Annotated in this window: 16 protein-coding genes; 11 read left to right on the top strand and 5 right to left on the bottom strand. The window is 63.6% G+C overall.

Features of this window, described 5'->3' with window-relative positions:
- Positions 1 to 94 precede the first annotated feature (94 nt).
- Entirely contained in the window at positions 95 to 718 is a 624-nt protein-coding gene (locus tag LH20_RS05010; RefSeq protein ID WP_053553281.1) for a retropepsin-like aspartic protease family protein, read from the top strand.
- Positions 719 to 867: 149 nt separating this feature from the next.
- Here the strand turns inward: LH20_RS05010 and LH20_RS05005 are convergent, their stop codons facing one another.
- Together LH20_RS05005 and LH20_RS05000 are read right to left on the bottom strand one after the other, a co-directional pair.
- Positions 868 to 1,272: a DUF1810 domain-containing protein gene (locus LH20_RS05005; protein ID WP_053556095.1), complete on the bottom strand. Its 405-nt coding sequence runs from the start codon at positions 1,270 to 1,272 to the stop codon at positions 868 to 870.
- Positions 1,273 to 1,289: 17 nt separating this feature from the next.
- Positions 1,290 to 1,910, bottom strand: a complete 621-nt coding sequence (locus LH20_RS05000; RefSeq protein WP_053553280.1) for an SOS response-associated peptidase — start codon at positions 1,908 to 1,910, stop codon at positions 1,290 to 1,292.
- Positions 1,911 to 2,060: 150 nt separating this feature from the next.
- Here LH20_RS05000 and LH20_RS04995 point away from each other — a divergent pair, with 150 nt between their 5' ends.
- Positions 2,061 to 2,477: an SOS response-associated peptidase family protein gene (locus LH20_RS04995; RefSeq protein ID WP_053553279.1), complete on the top strand. Its 417-nt coding sequence runs from the start codon at positions 2,061 to 2,063 to the stop codon at positions 2,475 to 2,477.
- A gap of 76 nt (positions 2,478 to 2,553) precedes the next feature.
- Here LH20_RS04995 and LH20_RS04990 read toward each other — a convergent pair whose 3' ends face one another.
- Complete coding sequence (locus LH20_RS04990) at positions 2,554 to 2,736, bottom strand: DUF3606 domain-containing protein (protein ID WP_053553278.1); 183 nt, start codon at positions 2,734 to 2,736, stop codon at positions 2,554 to 2,556.
- Between the two features lie 143 nt (positions 2,737 to 2,879).
- Here LH20_RS04990 and xth point away from each other — a divergent pair, with 143 nt between their 5' ends.
- Positions 2,880 to 3,683 carry an exodeoxyribonuclease III gene (xth, locus tag LH20_RS04985; protein ID WP_053553277.1) on the top strand — a complete coding sequence of 268 codons (804 nt, stop codon included), beginning with the start codon at positions 2,880 to 2,882 and terminating at the stop codon, positions 3,681 to 3,683.
- Positions 3,680 to 4,057: a hypothetical protein gene (locus LH20_RS04980; RefSeq protein ID WP_053553276.1), complete on the top strand. Its 378-nt coding sequence runs from the start codon at positions 3,680 to 3,682 to the stop codon at positions 4,055 to 4,057. The genes xth and LH20_RS04980 overlap by 4 nt, the downstream gene beginning before the upstream one ends.
- Positions 4,058 to 4,140: 83 nt before the next feature.
- On the opposite strand, the gene LH20_RS04975 is transcribed toward LH20_RS04980, so the two are convergent.
- Together LH20_RS04975 and LH20_RS04970 are read right to left on the bottom strand one after the other, a co-directional pair.
- Positions 4,141 to 4,719 carry a hypothetical protein gene (locus tag LH20_RS04975; RefSeq protein WP_053553275.1) on the bottom strand — a complete coding sequence of 193 codons (579 nt, stop codon included), beginning with the start codon at positions 4,717 to 4,719 and terminating at the stop codon, positions 4,141 to 4,143.
- Positions 4,720 to 4,931: 212 nt separating this feature from the next.
- Entirely contained in the window at positions 4,932 to 5,270 is a 339-nt protein-coding gene (locus LH20_RS04970) for a hypothetical protein (RefSeq protein ID WP_053553274.1), read from the bottom strand.
- A gap of 368 nt (positions 5,271 to 5,638) precedes the next feature.
- Here LH20_RS04970 and LH20_RS04965 point away from each other — a divergent pair, with 368 nt between their 5' ends.
- The 7 genes from LH20_RS04965 (at position 5,639) to LH20_RS04930 (ending at position 16,227) form a co-directional block, all read left to right on the top strand.
- Positions 5,639 to 6,217 carry an RNA polymerase sigma factor gene (locus tag LH20_RS04965; protein WP_053553273.1) on the top strand — a complete coding sequence of 193 codons (579 nt, stop codon included), beginning with the start codon at positions 5,639 to 5,641 and terminating at the stop codon, positions 6,215 to 6,217.
- Complete coding sequence (locus LH20_RS04960) at positions 6,214 to 7,128, top strand: FecR family protein (RefSeq protein WP_053553272.1); 915 nt, start codon at positions 6,214 to 6,216, stop codon at positions 7,126 to 7,128. Before LH20_RS04965 ends, LH20_RS04960 begins: the two co-directional genes overlap by 4 nt.
- 75 nt (positions 7,129 to 7,203) lie before the next feature.
- Positions 7,204 to 9,861 (top strand): TonB-dependent receptor, encoded by a 2,658-nt coding sequence (locus tag LH20_RS04955; RefSeq protein WP_158501101.1) that lies wholly within the window; start codon positions 7,204 to 7,206, stop codon positions 9,859 to 9,861.
- Positions 9,862 to 9,926: 65 nt separating this feature from the next.
- A protein-coding gene (locus LH20_RS22775; protein ID WP_144423492.1) for an IS5 family transposase occupies positions 9,927 to 10,696 on the top strand; the annotation gives its coding sequence in 2 pieces (ribosomal slippage) (positions 9,927 to 10,242 and positions 10,242 to 10,696; 771 coding nt in all).
- Positions 10,680 to 10,982, top strand: coding sequence for a TonB-dependent receptor (locus LH20_RS04940; RefSeq protein WP_053553270.1), 303 nt, complete (start codon positions 10,680 to 10,682; stop codon positions 10,980 to 10,982). Before LH20_RS22775 ends, LH20_RS04940 begins: the two co-directional genes overlap by 17 nt.
- Positions 10,976 to 12,964, top strand: a complete 1,989-nt coding sequence (locus LH20_RS04935; protein WP_053553269.1) for an Atxe2 family lasso peptide isopeptidase — start codon at positions 10,976 to 10,978, stop codon at positions 12,962 to 12,964. The genes LH20_RS04940 and LH20_RS04935 overlap by 7 nt, the downstream gene beginning before the upstream one ends.
- Positions 12,965 to 13,320: 356 nt before the next feature.
- Positions 13,321 to 16,227 (top strand): TonB-dependent receptor, encoded by a 2,907-nt coding sequence (locus LH20_RS04930; RefSeq protein WP_053553268.1) that lies wholly within the window; start codon positions 13,321 to 13,323, stop codon positions 16,225 to 16,227.
- Positions 16,228 to 16,239 lie beyond the last annotated feature (12 nt).

Below are 16,239 nucleotides of genomic sequence, written 5' to 3'. Positions count from 1 at the left end.
CCACCTAGTCCGATCGATCGTCAAGCCGTCTGACGCATATGCTGTGGATCGTTCAGCGCCGCGTCACCTCGGCGCGTGTAAAAGCTGAGGATTGATGCCCATCACCACCGATCTTTCCGGGAACGCGCTCGTGCTTTATGCCGCGGGCGCCGCGCTCATTCTCCTCATTCTCTTTCAAATCCCCTATGCAGGACGCCTTCTCCGGGCGCTCCTTTCCTTCGCCGTCCTCGCGGTCGCCATCCTGCTCCTGCTCCAGCAGGCGCCCTTCGATCCTCTTCTCGCGCGCGCCGCGGCGGCGCTTGGCCTTGATCGCCAGGAAGTGGTGGGAGGCGAAGTGCGCATCCCGATGAGCCGCGACGGGCATTTCTGGGCCGAGACGCGGATCAATGGTCTTGAGCGGCGCATGCTGATCGACAGCGGCGCCACGATCACGGCGCTTTCAACGCGAAGCGCCAAGGCGGCAGGCGTCGAACCCGACGCAGCGTTCGTCCCCCTTCTCATGCAGACCGCGAATGGAACCGTTCGCGCCGAGGCGGGAACGATCGCGCGGCTCGACGTCGGCGGGATCGAGGCGCGCGAACTCAAGACCGTGATATCGCCCGCGCTCGGCGACACCGACATTTTGGGCATGAATTTTCTCTCGGCGCTCGCATCGTGGCGGGTCGAAGGTCGCACGTTGATTCTCGTGCCCAAACCGCACGGACAGCCGCAAAGCTGAACGCCTAGTCCGTGCGCCGCGGCGATATCGAACAGACGATCGAGGAGCCGCGGGCACGGTGGGCACTCATGGCTGCGGTCGATCCGTCGATCTTTCGCTTCGCCCGAGCAATCCGTTAAACCCGGCAGCATCGGCTTTGTTCCGCCCGTTCAGCTGTGGCCCAAAAGCGCGAGCGTGCGCTCATCGCGCGCGCCGCCGAACCAGCGATCAAGCGCCGCCCCGAACGCCGGCTCACCGCCTGCCGCCTCGAAAAGGGTGAGTGACGAGCGAAGCTTCATGGCATCGATCGCGCCGAATACCGCCACGGGATCGCTGCCGCTCAGATCGGCGAGCGCCGCGACGCAGGCGGCGTAGCGGCGCCCGAGCACAGGGTGGGCAAGATAGGCCTGTGCTTCGGCGAGATCGGCTATTGCGTAACGCTTCGCCATTACGCTCCGGCCGAGCCCCGCGAGCTGCGGAAAAATGAACCACATCCAGTGCGAGCGCTTTGCTCCCTTTCGGATCTCGGCGAGCGCTTGGTCGTACGCCCCCGCCTGCGCCTCGATGAAGCGCATGAGCGCGCGCGCAATGTTCACAGGGCAAGGCGCCCTTGCGCGGGCGGCTTGCCATAGACCTGGCGGACTTCAAGAGACCCTTGAGGAAGCCATGCCAGGAGATCGTCTGCGGGCACCGCGGGATCGAGCCAGTCGGCCCAGCGCTCGGGCGCGAGCGGAATAATCTGCCGGTGATGATAAGGCGCGATATCGGGTCCGGAATCCATCGTCAGAAGGGTGAAGGCCTCGCCCTCCTCATAGCTGCGCCAGATACCCGCCATGCAGAACCAGCGCCGCCCCTTCATCGTGAACAGCCACTTGTCGAGACGCTTCTGCCCCGGGGAGGCGGGATCGGTAAACTCGTAAAATCCATCGCAAAGAACGAGGCAGCGATGCGAGGGAAAGTTCCGCTTCTCCGAGCGAAAATTATAGACCGGCGCGCCCTTAGGGCCGGGCCAGCTCCAGCGCCGGTTGATGAGTTCGCCGCGCGCGCGCCCCTTCTTCGAGCTGCGCACGATCGGCGCGACATCGGTGATCCTGACATCCTCGCGCGCCGGGACATTGGGGAGTCCTTCGGGCGTCTCGAGCCTGATTTGCAGATCCTCGAAATCTTCAGCGATCGAGGCGATATCGACCTCAAGACGATAATCATTGCACATGAGCGTGCGTCCCCGCTTGTTGCGATTGGTCCATGTTCTTGTTATGTTCCATGAGTGACAAATGTGCCAACGCCCTTTGATCCCGATAATCCAAGCACTGCCGAGCGGGCGCTCGTACGCCGCAATCCGGAAAATAGGTCCGAAATTGAAATGGTCAAAGCGGTCTGGGGTTCCGACCCCCGCTTTGCGGACGGCGTCCACTATCGTTTCTTGCGCAGCGAAGCGCGCGCTTTCCCCCCACGCCGCTGCCTCATCCCCGCGAGCGAATTTCGGATGGGCTCGGGCGACCATCGCTACCGGGTGGCGCTCGACAGCGGCAATTTCTTCTACCTCGCCGCGATCTGGGATCCGCCGCTTGCCGGCTGGCCCCTTTCTTACCGCATTCTCACCATGCCCGCGGGGGCCGACGTCCTTCCCTATCAGTCGCGCCACGGCGTCGTCATCCAGCGACGCGATGTGATGCACTGGCTCGATGTCACGCTGCCGGACGACATCCTCTTCGCCGAGCCGCCGCGCCACAGCTTTTTTGTCGAGCGCTTGCGAGCGCCATGCGCCTTGCCGCTCTAGACACACAAGGCGCGCACCTGGGCGGCGCAGGCGAGAGATTTCGCCTAGCCAGCCTGAACGGATCGGGGGAGTCGCCTCAGCGACCCTTCAGATACGCGCGGACCTTGTCCGCCGAGCTACCCACGGCATCCACCGCTTCACGAAGTTCCTGCTCGCTTACGCCAAGCGCCTGCGTCCAGTCGCGCACTTCATAATCTTCGCTGAGGCTGATCCGGTCGCGGTCGGGAGAACCGACATTCCTCTTGTCGTCGCTTGCCATTGTCCATCTCCTTGCCGATGCAACGCCCCGCGCATCCGCAAGTTGCGGGCGCGGACATATGGCCCCGCGGAACAAAAGCCGCCCATGGGCGGTCTTCGATCCATGACCTTAGACACCCCGCCCGCACAGGATTGTCCGGCCCCATGAAGATCGCGACCTACAATGTGAACGGCATTGGCGGGCGTCTTCCCATCCTGCTGCGCTGGCTCGCGCTCGCCAAGCCCGACATCCTTTGCCTGCAGGAGCTCAAAGCGCCGCAGGAGAAATTTCCGGAAAATGCGATCCGAGACGCGGGCTATGATGTTGTCTGGCACGGCGAGAGCCGCTGGAACGGCGTTGCGATACTCAGCCGGGTCGGCGATATCCACGAGACGCGCCGCGGTCTGCCCGGCGACCCGGCCGATGAACAAAGCCGCTATATCGAGGCCGCGATCGGCGGCATCCTCATTGCAGGCCTCTATCTTCCCAACGGGAATCCCTGGCCGGGTCCCAAGTTCGATTACAAGCTGAAGTGGATGGCCCGCCTCGATGCGCATCTGAAAACGCTCTTCGATCTCAAGGCGCCCGTGATCGTGTGCGGCGACTATAACGTGATTCCCACCGATCTCGACGTCTACAAACCGGAAAACTGGAAGAAGGACGCGCTGTTTGCTCCCGAAGCCAGAGCCGCCTATCAAGGCTATCTGGACCAGGGTTGGACCGACGCGATCCGTACCCTCCATCCGGACGAGCGGATCTACAGCTTCTGGGCCTATTGGCGCCGCTCGTTCGAGCGCGGAGCGGGGATCCGTATCGATCACCTTCTGCTCAACAAGGCAGCCAGGAAACGGCTCAGCGCCGCAGGGGTCGACACGCGCCCGCGCGGTTGGGAGAAGTCGAGCGACCATGCGCCGGCCTGGATCGAACTTGCCGACACGCCGGCGCGCGGCCGAAAGCCAGGGCCATGAGCGGTGTGACCACGGGCTGGAAGCTTCCCGAACGAGACCGCGAGGCGCTGCTGAAGCGCTTTCCTCCACGTTACGAAGCGCTTGTAGCCGACCATGTCACACTGCGCTTCGGGGCGGATGAAGCGGCTCCGCTTCCCGAAGATCGATGCGGCGAGGTCGTGGGCCGGAGCGACGATGGCGAAGGCGTCGAAGCGCTGGTCGTGTGCATTGCCGGAAAGACCGACCGCGGCGATGGCAGCCATTATCACATCAGCTGGTCGCTTGGCCCGGGGCGGCGGGCGAAGGAGAGCAACGATGTGATCGCGGCGCGGGGCTGGTCCGAGATTCAGCCGCCCATCGCGATCGCGCTTGAACCCGCGCGCTGGGGGAATTGATACCGCTGTTTGGCAGGTCCGATGGCGGGTCGGTGCTGCCTCAACGGGGCGCCGTCTCGTTCCGAGGGCCGCCCTACCCTCATTCAGCTGGCGCGCCACGCGCGCATCGCGCGCTCATAGGCGGCTCGCGCCGAATCGACGCGCGCCTCGAGCCGCTCGCGCTCGCGGGTCTGGGCCGCCTCGAGCTTGCGCCGCGCCCGGTCGAGTTGCGCTTGTTGCTTCGCCAGCGTCTCCCGCTCTTCACCGTGGCGTCGTTCGGCAGCGGCGCGGGCAGCCTCGGCGCGGTCGAGCGACGTACGCTTCGGGCGTGGTTTCGGCTTGGCGCGCGAGGCTTTTGGCTTTGAGGGCCTTGCACGCCGAGGCGCCGGCTCCGCATCCTCATCTTTGGCGGCCGACCTTGATCGCCCTCGCGGCGACGCCTTGGGCAGCGCGGCAAGATGCTCTGCCATCGTGCCGCGAGTCCGCTTTATCACTTCGCCAGGCCGGGCTAGCGCTTCACGCATAACCTCGGGATTGTCGACGCGTTCAGCAGCGCCAACGGCGAACAAATTGCTCTCGCTTCCCCAAACCTCGAGTGCGGCCTTCTGGCTCGGCGCCGCGACATAGGCATCGTGAAAGCCGATCGCGGTGCGGAAGAGCTTGAGCTTCGACTGCCGCGGCACGTCCCGCTTCGCCGATTAGAAGCTTTGCGAGCGCGGGGCGCCCGGCCGCGAAATTTCGCGTCCGTCTCCTGCCCCGCGCGCATCGCGGCGACCGCCGCATGAAAACATGCTGTCGAAGAGATGCTTATGGATCCCGACCAAGGGCCGCGGAGGATGCTGGATGTCACGCATATCGCCCCTCTTGCCGCCACTTGTAGGATTGTTCTGCCTTGTCAGGGGCGCAGTCCCTCGCGCTTTTCAGCTTCCGCCACCTTGCTTTCAAACCACCGATTGGCGGCCACCTCGCCATCACGCTTCACGCGGCGATCAAGTTCCGGTTTTAGCGCAATGAGTGCGCGCCGCGCTTCGGGACTGAGCGCCATCAACCGCTTGTGGCCAAGCTCCTCCGCGTCGGGCGCGTGCGTTCGCTTCTCGTCGGCGCTCCGATCCCGGTGGCGCATGACCTGGCTGTGATTATAGGCGCCGACACCGTCGATCATGGGAATGTCCTGCGCTGCGGCAGGCGTCGCACCGACAAAAAGGCTCAATCCGAGGATGAAACGGATCCGCATGGTGTTTCTCCAGTCAGGCTACTGTGGCCCGACATTCAGGAGCCGAACAACGGCTTTGCGGCGACACGGGGCCAACCGGAGTTCAATTCCGCAGAACGCGGGTTGAGACACAACAATCTTCAATTTGGTTCTAATTCCGCTCTTCCCCTTGTCCTCGCGCCCGCGTCCGCTATCCTCAAGGGGCATCGGGCGAATAGGCACGATGCCGGGCGTGAGAACCCGTCTTGGCCGTTTTGATTTTCCATCCTGTCCGGGTGGCCGCCGCGCATGTCCAAGCCTACGGGCCAAAGGCGGCGGCGCTTGTTCGCTAAGCAAGTTCTCAACGCCCGGCAGGGCTGCCTTACCGTCCGAACGGGAAGGCAGCGGACATGGATTTTGAGGAGCAGCAAAGCAGGCGCGGCGTTACGGAACGTGACGCCATTTCACCCGATACGTGCCAGAATCTCGCTGTCAGCATCGGCGTGGAAGCCGCCTATAAGGCGCATGGGCCTGAACTTGCGCGATACATTCGGCGCCGCGTCCAGCCGCAGGATGTTGGCGACCTCGTGCAGGAATGCTTCCGCCGTTTCGCCCAGCGCCGCCGCGCGGCGACGGGGTTGATCGACCGGCCCGCGGCCTATCTCGTTCAGACCGCCCGCAATCTCCTCGCCGAAAATGCCCGTACCAATGCGCGCCGGTTGCAGGCGGGTCACAGCCCATTTGAAGACGAGGCCCACGCTGGCCCCGACCCGCATGCGGCGCTGGAGGCGCGCGATGCCATTCGCCGTCTCGAAGAGGTGATCGCCCGGCTCAAGCCTAAGACAAGAGCCATATTCTTGATGCATCGTATCGAGGGGCTGAGCTATGATGAGATTGCAGCCGCGCAGGGGATGAGTGTGAAAGGCGTGGAAAAACAGATGGCCAAGGCCCTCGGCGCGATCCGCCGCTCGCGGCAGGATCACCGATGATCGGCGGGGAGCGCGCCGAAGACTGGCTCGCGCGAATGGAGGGTCCCGGCGCCGAGCAACACCGCGAGGCGTTCGAGGTCTGGCATCGCGATCCGGCCAACGCAGCAGCCTATGCAGTGCTGCGCCGCGATTTCGATCGGGTCCGCCAGGTCTCCGTCGATCAGGTCGCGGTCCTCGCGCGCACCCACGACGCAGCGCGATTGAGGCAGAGGCGGCGCTGGGCACTCGCCGCTACAGTTCTGCTTTCGCTTTCAGCAGGCTTCGCCTGGGTCACCATGGGCACCGGCCGCAGCGACACCCGCATCGCTGGCGAGGCGACGACAGGCGGACGGAGTCTCGACGACGGAACGCTCGTCGCGCTTTCGGACGGCTCCAGAATTGAGACCCACTTTACCTCCGATGAGCGGATCGTGACCCTGAGTGGCGGCCACGCGCTCTTTACCGTGGCGCATGATGCGAGCCGCCCTTTTCGGGTAGTCGCGGGACGGTCTGTGACAACGGCGCTCGGCACTATCTTCGAGGTCGACCTTTTAGGCACAGCACCGCGCATCCATCTCATCACGGGCTCGGTCGAGGTCGCGGCGAAAGCGGGTGACGCCCGTGCACTGCGGCTCGCACCGGGCGAGAGCGCCGAAGTGAGCCGTGAGGGGCCGAAGCGCGTGGCCACGGCACCAAGCCCCGTCGTCGCCCGAAAGATCGCTGCCGACAGGACAAGGCTCGGGACCATTCTTACGAGCGCCAACGCGGTGAACAGCCAAAAAATTGCTCTTGCCGACCCAGCACTCGCAGATCTTTTGGTGACCGGCCGTTTCGAGATCGACGGCGGTCAAGCGCTCGCACGCAAGCTTGCAGCAGCGCTCGGCCTTGTGGTCATTTCGCGTCCTGACGGCCTGGTCCTCGCCCGCCCATAAAATTTAAGGGGGTGAACGCCCCCCGCGGCATCGAGCCTCCCGAACAGCCAATACATGGCTGCAAGGGAGGGATGGATGAAACCTATTGTTATGGCCGCTCTGCTGGCGACCGGCAGCTGCCTCGCGCTCAGCGCCCCCACCGCGAGAGCGCAGACCGCTGAGACCCAATTTAATATCCCGGCGCAGCGGCTCGCCGACGCGCTGCGCGCTTACTCCGAAGCCACAGGGCGCGACGTGATCGCCGCCTCGCAACTCCTTGAGGGACGGCGCAGCAGCGCCGTCCACGGCCGCCTCTCACCCGACGAGGCCCTCGCGCGCCTACTCGCCAGGACTGGGCTCGTCGCCGAGCACGTCGTGGACAGCTGGGTGCTGCAACTTGAAAACGACCCTGCGCCCCTTGGAGTACCTGCAAACACAGGGAGCGAAACCATTGTCGTCACTGGATCCCGCATTCGCGGCGCGGGACCGGTTGGCTCGCCCGTAGTCACACTCGATCGGGCAGCAATCGAGAAGAGCGGTTACGCTACGGTCCAGCAATTGCTCCAGTCGCTCCCCCAAGCATTCATGGGTGGCTCCAACGAGACCACTACCGGCGTGACCACGCGAAATGGCACAGGCAATGATGCGACGCTCGGATCGAGCATCAATCTCCGCGGGCTCGGGACCAACTCGACGTTGGTGCTGATTGACGGCGCACGTCCGGCGCTCGGCGGCACTGGAGGCGTGCTCGCCGATATTTCGTTGCTCCCGATGAGCGCGGTCGAGCGGATCGAGATACTGACGGACGGCGCGTCGGCGATCTACGGAGCGGACGCCGTCGCCGGCGTCGTCAACGTCCGGCTCCGCAATCGCTTCGAGGGGGCTGAGACGATGCTTCGCATCGGCACGGCTGATGGCGACATGACCCACGTCCAGTTCAGCCAGATCGTCGGCAAGACGTGGGACCGGGGCCGGTTCGTGCTCGCCTATCAATTTTCAAACCGCGGCGCGCTCAGGGCCTCTGAACGCGCTTTCGCGCGCGAGGATCTACGACTGCTGGGCGGCCCCGACTATCGCTCGATCTATGCGAACCCGGGTACGATTCTTGCCGCGGATGGCCGGATCTTCGGCATCCCTGCAAACCAGGACGGGCGCGATCTAACCCCAGGCGAGCTCCTATCCGGAGTCCAGAACCTACGGGATAACCGCGTCGACAGCGATCTTCTTCCACGTCAGCGCGTCCACAGCCTCTATTCGGCAGCCGAATTCGAGCTGACCGACAACCTTACCTTTCGCGCCAATCTGCTGGGGGCGCAGCGCAAATTTCGCCGCGATGGCAATGTGACTTCGTTCCGTACAGCGCGTGTGCCAGTCACCAACCCTTTTTACGTCGATCCGATAGGCACCGGAGAGCCGGTGCAGGTCCTCTACAGTTTTGTGAATGATATCGGCCCCCAGATCGATGATGGCCGGGTTCGCGCGATCTCGACCTCGGCTGGTCTCGAAATGGCGTTGGACGGCTGGCGTGTCCAACTGGGCGGCAGCCACGGTGTCCAGAAGGGTAAAGCCAGAACGCGCAATATCGTCAACAGTGCGCGCCTCGCGCTGGCGCTCGCCGACACCGATCCTGCGACCGCGTTCAATGTCTTCGGCGACGGCACGGCCAATAACCCAACGACGATCGACTACATCCGCGGGAGCATCACGACGATCGACGATTTCAAGACCTGGTCGGCGGCGCTTCGCGGCGACGGGCCGCTCTTCCGCCTGCCGGCCGGCGACGTACGGCTGGCTGTCGGCGCGGAATATCGGCGCGAGGCTTTTGACTATTACCGAATCCTCGATTCCAACACCCTTACGCCGGTCGCCGGTCCCTACCCAGGCTTTCCAGGGCCGCGGCACGTCCGTTCGATCTACGCCGAGATGCTGCTCCCGCTCTTCGGCGCGGACAATGCGCGCCCCGGCCTCCGCAGGCTCGACCTGACGGTCGCGGGGCGCATTGAGGATTATAATCAGTTCGGCCGCACCGAGAACCCCAAGTTCAGCGCACGCTGGGAACCCCTCGAAGGGCTCGCGTTCCGCGGCTCCTACGGCACCTCATTTCGCGCACCGCAATTCGACGAGCTGGTCGGTCCGGCGGTTTCGGTCTATTCCACGCTCTCGGTTCCGGACCCCGCGTCGCCCACGGGCGAGACAAATGTGCTCGCGCTGTTCGGCTATGCACCGAACATCCAGCCGGAGAAAGCGAAGAGCTGGACCGCAGGTTTCGATATCACTCCACTGTCGATGTCTGGGTTGAAGGCGTCGGTCACCTATTTCGACGTCGATTATCGAGACCGCATCGGAACGCTCGCCGAGGACTATTTTCGGTTCCTCACTGACCGTGCAACGTTCGGCGGGGTGGTCACCGATCGTCCGCCGCTCGACTTGGTCCAATATTATTACGATCAACCGACTTTCAGCAATCCGATCAACATCGCAGCGGCAGAGGTTGCGGCGATCCTGGACGGGCGGACGCGCAATCTCGCGCGCGAACATCAGAAGGGGATCGACTTTGACATCGGCCTCGCGCCCGAGGTTGCGGGCGGTACGCTCGACCTAGGCGTCAGCGGGACACATATCTTTTCGATCGTGAAGCAGCTCTCGCCGGGATCGGCGACGAGCGACTTCGTCGGCCTTTACGCCAGCCCGGTCAAATGGCGTTTGCGCGGTCGGCTCGGCTGGGCGAAGGGCGGCTTCTCGGCTAGGCGGTAAACTCATAAACTGAGTTGCGCGAGGCGGCAGTGATTGATTCAAGGCTCGGGAAAGGAGTCTTGGAGATGCGTCGCCGTTTTGAGCTGACAGATTTCGAATGGTCTGTGATCGAGCCGCTGCTTCCGAACAAGCCGCGGGGCGTGCCACGTGTGGATGATCGCCGGGTGATCAACGGGATATTGTGGCGGTTCCGCACAGGCAGCCCCTGGGCGGATATTCCGGAACGCTATGGTCCACACACCACCTGCTACAATCGCTTCGTGCGCTGGCGCAAAGCCGGTGTGTGGGATCGGCTGCTGACGGCAGTTTCCCATGCCTTCGACGGCGAGTTGGTGATGATCGACAGTTCCTCCATCCGGGTCCACCAGCACGGTGCGACCTTAAAAAGGGGGACCCAAATCGCTGCATGGGACGTTCCCGCGGCGGTTTGACGACCAAGATCCACGCACTGGTTGATGGACGAGGCCTGCCGATCCAGCTGCACTTGTCCGAAGGACAGGCGAGCGATTGCAAACAAGCTGATCCGCTGCTCGGCGCCGTGCCGGAAGGCAGCACCTTCCTCGCCGACAAGGCCTATGACAGCGACGCCATCCGCGCGCGGATCACAGCACAAGGCGGCTTCGCCAACATTCCCGCCAAGCGCAATCGCAGGCAGGGCTTTGTGTTCAGCACCTTCCTCTACCGATATCGCAACCTGATCGAACGCTTCTTCGGAAAACTCAAACACGCCAGAGGCTTGGCCACCCGATACGACAAGCGAGCCGACAACTTCCTCGCCGCCATCAAGCTCTTCTCAGCACGCCTCTGGATCAACGCTTATGAGTCCACGGCCTAGTGCATTCGTCAACTATACCGATGGCTACACCAACCAGATCGTCGTGCCGATAGACCGCGTGGCATCTTGGATGACGGCCGATCTGACCTTGACGCAGCGCATCGGCGCCGGGGCCGGCACGGCGAACGCGCGCGGCCTACAGCTCGCGCTCGCAATCCAGAATCTCTTCGATCGTGATCCGCCATATGTAAACAATAGGAGCCAGATCTCCGCGCTCGGCTATGACCCCGAAAAGGCGAGCCCGACCGGTCGGATCATGTCGGTGCAGGCGGTAATCCGATGGTGAGCCGCGCCGCCCTGCTGATGGCTCTGCTGGTTGCTGGGTCGCCCGCAGCCAGCCAGGTGACGCCGCGCGAGATCACCGAAATCGCCGATATCTCGGGTTTAGTCGCATCACCCGATGGCAATTGGATCGCCTACCGGATCGAGCGCCCGTCAACACTCACAAACCGGATTGACGTCGATTGGTATATCGTGCCTGCGGATGGCTCGGCTGCGCCGCGCAGTCTCGGCCGCACCGGCGAGGCATGGTGGGACGATGCCGGCGTAGTCGTTCCGGGCGAGGCCAAGTGGTCGCCCGACAGCCGGCACCTTGTCGTACGCGCGCTCATCGATGGACAGCTCGCTCTCTGGTCGAGTCCTGTCGATGGTTCCGGCTTCAAAATGATCGCCGCGGGCGAAGGCGATATCGAAGCCTTTGCATTCTGCGCGGACGGTTCCCTCGTCATAAGCGAGGGCCCCCCGCGCGATCTGATTGCGCGCACCGAAGTGAGCGAACGCGAGACCGGAATCCTTGTTGACGGCCGGACCGATCTCGGCCAGCCGCTGTTCCGCGGCGCGCTCATCAGGGGGCGAAGATCGAGCCAGCGATTTTCGAACGACTGGTTCGACCGCGCCCCGCTGCTTGCGTCGCTACCGCGCAAGATCGAAACACGCACGCTGGATGGGAGCGCCCGGCCGGCGACCGAAGGCGAGGCCGAGCTTCTCGCGCCGCCGCCCCCTTCGTGGCTGCTGCTCACGAGCGACCTCCCGACCGATATCGGCACCGCTGTTGAAGCGCGGGGCGCCTGCAAGACCAAGCTGGGGTGCCCCGCCGAAGCGCCGCGCCTGTCGTGGTGGCTGCCGCGCGCCGGGGGCGACGCGCTGGTCGCGCTTCGCGACGCCGATTATCGCCAGTCGCTTCTGAGCTGGTCGGCCGCGACGCGCGATCTGAAGCTGCTCGCATCGTCCCCGGGGCTTCTTTCGGGGAGCCGATTCGATTTCGACCCGTGCGCCGCGGTGACCGGCGCCGTCTTCTGCATCGAGGCCGCCCCCGACATCCCGCCACGCCTCGTGCGGATCGACTGGAGCGGCAAAAAGCGCGTGATCGATTCTCCTAACCCCTATCCCAATCCTGACCGCGATGGGCTCCTTGTCGAAACGATCGCGTGGCAGGTGAGCGGCAGCCGTGCGTCGGGCGTCTTGATACGCCCGAAGATCCCCGGACGGCTGCCGCTCTTCGTCACCTATTATAATTGCGCTGGCTATCTGCGCGGCGGGGTCGGCGACGAATGGCCGCTCAGGGCAATGGCCGCGCACGGGATCGCGGCGCTTTGCGTCAACGCGGTGCCCGGGGAAGGCGGCAACAAGCGCTACGCGCGCGGTACCGCCGCGGTCGAGGCGGCGGTCGAACTCCTCGCGGACCGCGGGATCGTCGACGCGGCGCGGGTCGGCATGGGCGGCCTCAGCTTCGGCAGCGAAGTTACGATGTGGACGGCGATGCACAGCGATCTTCTCAAGGCGATATCGATCGCGTCGGTCCAGATGGAGCCCGCCTATTACTGGTTCAACGCGCGCCCCGGCCGCGAGACCTTCGCCGAAACCTTACGCAAGACATGGGATCTCGGCGCGCCCGACGAAACTCCCGCGCGATGGAAGGCGCTCTCGCCCGCGCGCAACATCGACCGGATCAAGGCGCCGATCCTGATGCAGTTTCCCGAACAGGAGGCCCGTCTGTCGATCGAGCTCGTCAGCAGGCTGGCCACCGCGCGCATGGGAGAAACCCATATCTTCCCCTATGCCCCGCATGTTAAGGTCGAACCTCGACAGAAACTCGCGGTCTATGAGCGCAATCTCGACTGGTTTCGCTTTTGGTTGAACAGCGACGTTGATCCGGATCCCGCAAAAGCGGCACAATATAGACGCTGGCTAAAACTCGGTCGTCAGGAGAACTCCGCCTCGACCGAACGCACCCATCGCTCGGTATCGGCAATTTCGAGCAAGCGATAATATTCAAAGCTCCCAATCGCGAGATCGCAGGCCAAATAGCGTTCGATTGAAGTGCAATCGATCAAAGCCTTAGATGCGAGCCGTCCACCAAGAAGTCGTCCTTTCAGCTCGGGACCGTTAGGCGAGGTCGGAGGGCCGGCGCATTATTGCTCTCGCGCCAGCCGAGAGAGTTGAAGGCCGAGCAAGGCGTCGGTCAGACGCTAGCACGCAAAGCTTGCAGCAGCGTTCGGCTTTGTCGTCATCTCGCGTCCCGACGCCCTGATCCTCGAGCGCCCACAAAAATTTTTGGGGGGTGAATGCCCCCAGCGTCATCGAGCCCCCCGAACAGCCCGTACATGGCTGCAAGGGAGGGATGGATGAAACCGATTTTTATGGCCGCTCTGCTGGCAACCGGAAGCTGCCTTGCGCTTAGCGCCCCCACCGCCAAGGCACAGACCGCAGAGACCGAATTTAATATCCCTGCGCAGCGGCTCGCCGATGCGCTGCGCGCCTACTCCGAGGCCACGGGGCGCGACGTGATCGCCGCCTCGCAGCTTCTCGAGGGACGGCGCAGCAGCGCCGTTCGCGGCCGCCTCTCACCCGATGCGGCGCTTACCCGGCTTCTCGCCGGGACTGGGCTCGTCGCCGAACGGGTCGACAACACGCTCGTACTGCGGGTCAAATCGGCGCCCGCCGACGACACCGATGCAGCGATCATCGTCACCGGCACACGCATCCGGGGGACCGGACCCATCGGGTCGCCAGTCACGACGATTGATCGCGCCGCAATCGAGAAGAGCGGTATGAATTCAGCGCAGCAAATACTTCAGGCGCTTCCGCAAGCGTTCGGCGGCGGCCCGAACGAGGCGACGCTGGGTGCGACGACGCGCAACGGGGCCGGAACCGACGGCACCTACGCTGCGAGCATAAATCTACGAGGCCTGGGCCCCTCCTCGACGCTGGTACTGATCGACGGGAGCCGACCCGCACTCGGCGGGCTGGGCGGCGTTTTTGCCGACATCTCGTTGATTCCAGTGAGCGCGATCGACCGAATGGAGGTGCTGACGGACGGTGCATCCGCAATATATGGCGCGGACGCTGTCGCAGGGGTGGTCAATATCCGCTTGCGGAATGATTTCGAGGGAGCCGAGACCACACTGCGCAGGGGGAGCGCCGACGGCGATCTCGGCGAGACGCTGTTTGCGCAGCTCTTCGGCAAGAGCTGGAGTCGCGGGCATCTCGTGCTTGCGTATCAATTCAGCCAGCGCGGCGCGCTTGCCGCGGCGGATCGCTCTTTCGCCACTGAAGATTTGAGCCGGTGGGGCGGACCGGATTATCGCTCCCTTTTCGCCGTTCCGGGCACGATTACGGCCGAAAACGGGCGGACATTTGCGATTCCATCCGGTCAGGACGGCAGCGCGCTCCGAGCGGACCAGTTGGCGCCCGACACGCGCAACCTCGGTGACCGGCGCTCCGCGAGCGATCTGCTGCCACGTCAGCGCATTCATAGCCTTTATGCAGCAGGATCTTTCGATGTCGGTAACCATCTGACCGTCAATGCGCGCCTCTTGGCCGTAGAGCGTCGCTACCGCAAGATCGGGCTCGGCGAATATCTGAGCCCAGTTCGCGTTGCGCCTACGAACCCATTTTACGTTGACCCAATCGGGACCGGCGCGCCGGTAACCGTGAGCTATAATTTTGCAAACGACCTCGGAGCCCCAATCAATACTGGCCGGGTTCGAGGAATCACCGCCGCAGTCGGGTTCGAACGGCAGCTCGGCGCTTGGCGCATTCAGCTTGGCGGAGCCTATGGCCGCCAGAAAGGGCGCAGCGACAGCCTCAACATTCCCAACCGATCCCGACTTGCCGCAGCTATCGCGGATCCCGACCCCAATAGTTCTTTCAATGTCTTCGGTGATGGCAGCGCGAACAGTCGGGCTACGATTGCCCAGATTCGCGGTAGCATCGGCTCGCGCGACGACTATGAAAGCTGGTCCGGGGCCATCAGGGCAGACGGACCCCTAATGGCACTTCCGGGCGGGGATGCCCGTTTGGCAATCGGAGCCGAGTACCGGCGCGAGCGGTACCGAAACGCAACATTCAATGACCTCAGCTTTCCGGAGGCGCGCCTTACGCCGCTCAGGGGACTTCCCGGACCACGTCATGTCCGTTCGGCCTATGCGGAATTGCTATTTCCACTCATCGGCGAGGCGAATGAAATGCCCGGCGCGCGACGCCTTGATCTCTCGCTCGCGGGACGCATCGAGGATTATAGCGACGTCGGCACCACAACCAATCCCAAGATCGGCCTGCGCTGGGAGCCGGTGGTGGGAGTCGCTTTACGCGCGAGCTACGGCACCTCGTTCCGTGCGCCGGCGTTCGACGAACTTATCGGTCCCTCGGTTTCGCTCTACACCACCCTTACAGTCGCAGACCCTACGTCGCCGTCGGGCACCGCGCGAGTCATCGCATTGTTTGGCTATGGGCCGAACATCAAACCTGAGCGCGCGACCACCTGGACGGCGGGGTTCGATATTGCGCCGCGTAAAATCCCGGCGCTTAAAGCATCGTTCACCTATTATAATGTCGATTATCGTGACCGCATCGGATCGGTAAGTGAAGATTATGCCCGCTTCCTTACCGATCGCGGGCAGTTCGGCGGCGTGGTCATTGATAATCCGTCACCTGAGCTCGTCGATTATTATTTTAACTTCCCGACCTTCACCAATCCGCTCGGCCTTGCCTCAGGCGATGTCGACGCGATTCTCGACGGCCAGGTTCGCAATCTCTCTGCGGTGCACCAGACCGGGCTCGACTTTGACGTCGGCTATGCTCCGCGGTTCGGGAGCGCCGCGCTCGATTTCGGCCTCAGTGGAAGCAGGATTCTGAAGATCGATCGTCAACTCACGCCGGGCACAGCGCCGGCCGATGTCGTGGGAACATTTGCAAACCCCGTAAAATGGCGGCTCCGCGGCCGCGCCGGTTGGTCCAAGGACGGCTTCGCGGCGACGGTGTTCGTCAACTACACCGGCGGATACCGCAACCAGATTCCCGCGATCCCCGAAGCGGTCGCGCCATGGACGACGGCAGACCTGACGCTCTCACAGCAAATTGGCGATGCGGATACGCGCGGGGTCACTCTGGCTCTTTCGATACTCAATCTGTTCGACAAGGATCCGCCATATGTGAACAACCGGACCAACACGTCGGCGCTCGCCTATGACCCGGAGAAGGCGAACCCGATCGGGCGCATGATATCGCTGCAGGCTAAGGTCCGATGGTGAACTGCTCTTGCT

This window comes from Sphingopyxis sp. 113P3 (assembly GCF_001278035.1).
GTDB lineage: Bacteria > Pseudomonadota > Alphaproteobacteria > Sphingomonadales > Sphingomonadaceae > Sphingopyxis.
The sequence above is the reverse complement of the archived record's forward strand: the minus strand, read 5'-3'. Positions and strand labels throughout refer to the sequence as shown.

Bases quoted from the DNA above. Each gene is read 5' to 3' on its own strand.
- LH20_RS05010 (WP_053553281.1), top strand. From the start codon at position 95: ATGCCCATCACCACCGATCTTTCCGGGAACGCGCTCGTGCTTTATGCC.
- LH20_RS05005 (WP_053556095.1), bottom strand. From the start codon at position 1,272: ATGCGCTTCATCGAGGCGCAGGCGGGGGCGTACGACCAAGCGCTCGCC.
- LH20_RS05000 (WP_053553280.1), bottom strand. From the start codon at position 1,910: ATGTGCAATGATTATCGTCTTGAGGTCGATATCGCCTCGATCGCTGAA.
- LH20_RS04995 (WP_053553279.1), top strand. From the start codon at position 2,061: ATGGTCAAAGCGGTCTGGGGTTCCGACCCCCGCTTTGCGGACGGCGTC.
- LH20_RS04990 (WP_053553278.1), bottom strand. From the start codon at position 2,736: ATGGCAAGCGACGACAAGAGGAATGTCGGTTCTCCCGACCGCGACCGG.
- xth (WP_053553277.1), top strand. From the start codon at position 2,880: ATGAAGATCGCGACCTACAATGTGAACGGCATTGGCGGGCGTCTTCCC.
- LH20_RS04980 (WP_053553276.1), top strand. From the start codon at position 3,680: ATGAGCGGTGTGACCACGGGCTGGAAGCTTCCCGAACGAGACCGCGAG.
- LH20_RS04970 (WP_053553274.1), bottom strand. From the start codon at position 5,270: ATGCGGATCCGTTTCATCCTCGGATTGAGCCTTTTTGTCGGTGCGACG.
- LH20_RS04965 (WP_053553273.1), top strand. From the start codon at position 5,639: ATGGATTTTGAGGAGCAGCAAAGCAGGCGCGGCGTTACGGAACGTGAC.
- LH20_RS04960 (WP_053553272.1), top strand. From the start codon at position 6,214: ATGATCGGCGGGGAGCGCGCCGAAGACTGGCTCGCGCGAATGGAGGGT.
- LH20_RS04955 (WP_158501101.1), top strand. From the start codon at position 7,204: ATGAAACCTATTGTTATGGCCGCTCTGCTGGCGACCGGCAGCTGCCTC.
- LH20_RS04940 (WP_053553270.1), top strand. From the start codon at position 10,680: ATGAGTCCACGGCCTAGTGCATTCGTCAACTATACCGATGGCTACACC.
- LH20_RS04935 (WP_053553269.1), top strand. From the start codon at position 10,976: ATGGTGAGCCGCGCCGCCCTGCTGATGGCTCTGCTGGTTGCTGGGTCG.
- LH20_RS04930 (WP_053553268.1), top strand. From the start codon at position 13,321: ATGAAACCGATTTTTATGGCCGCTCTGCTGGCAACCGGAAGCTGCCTT.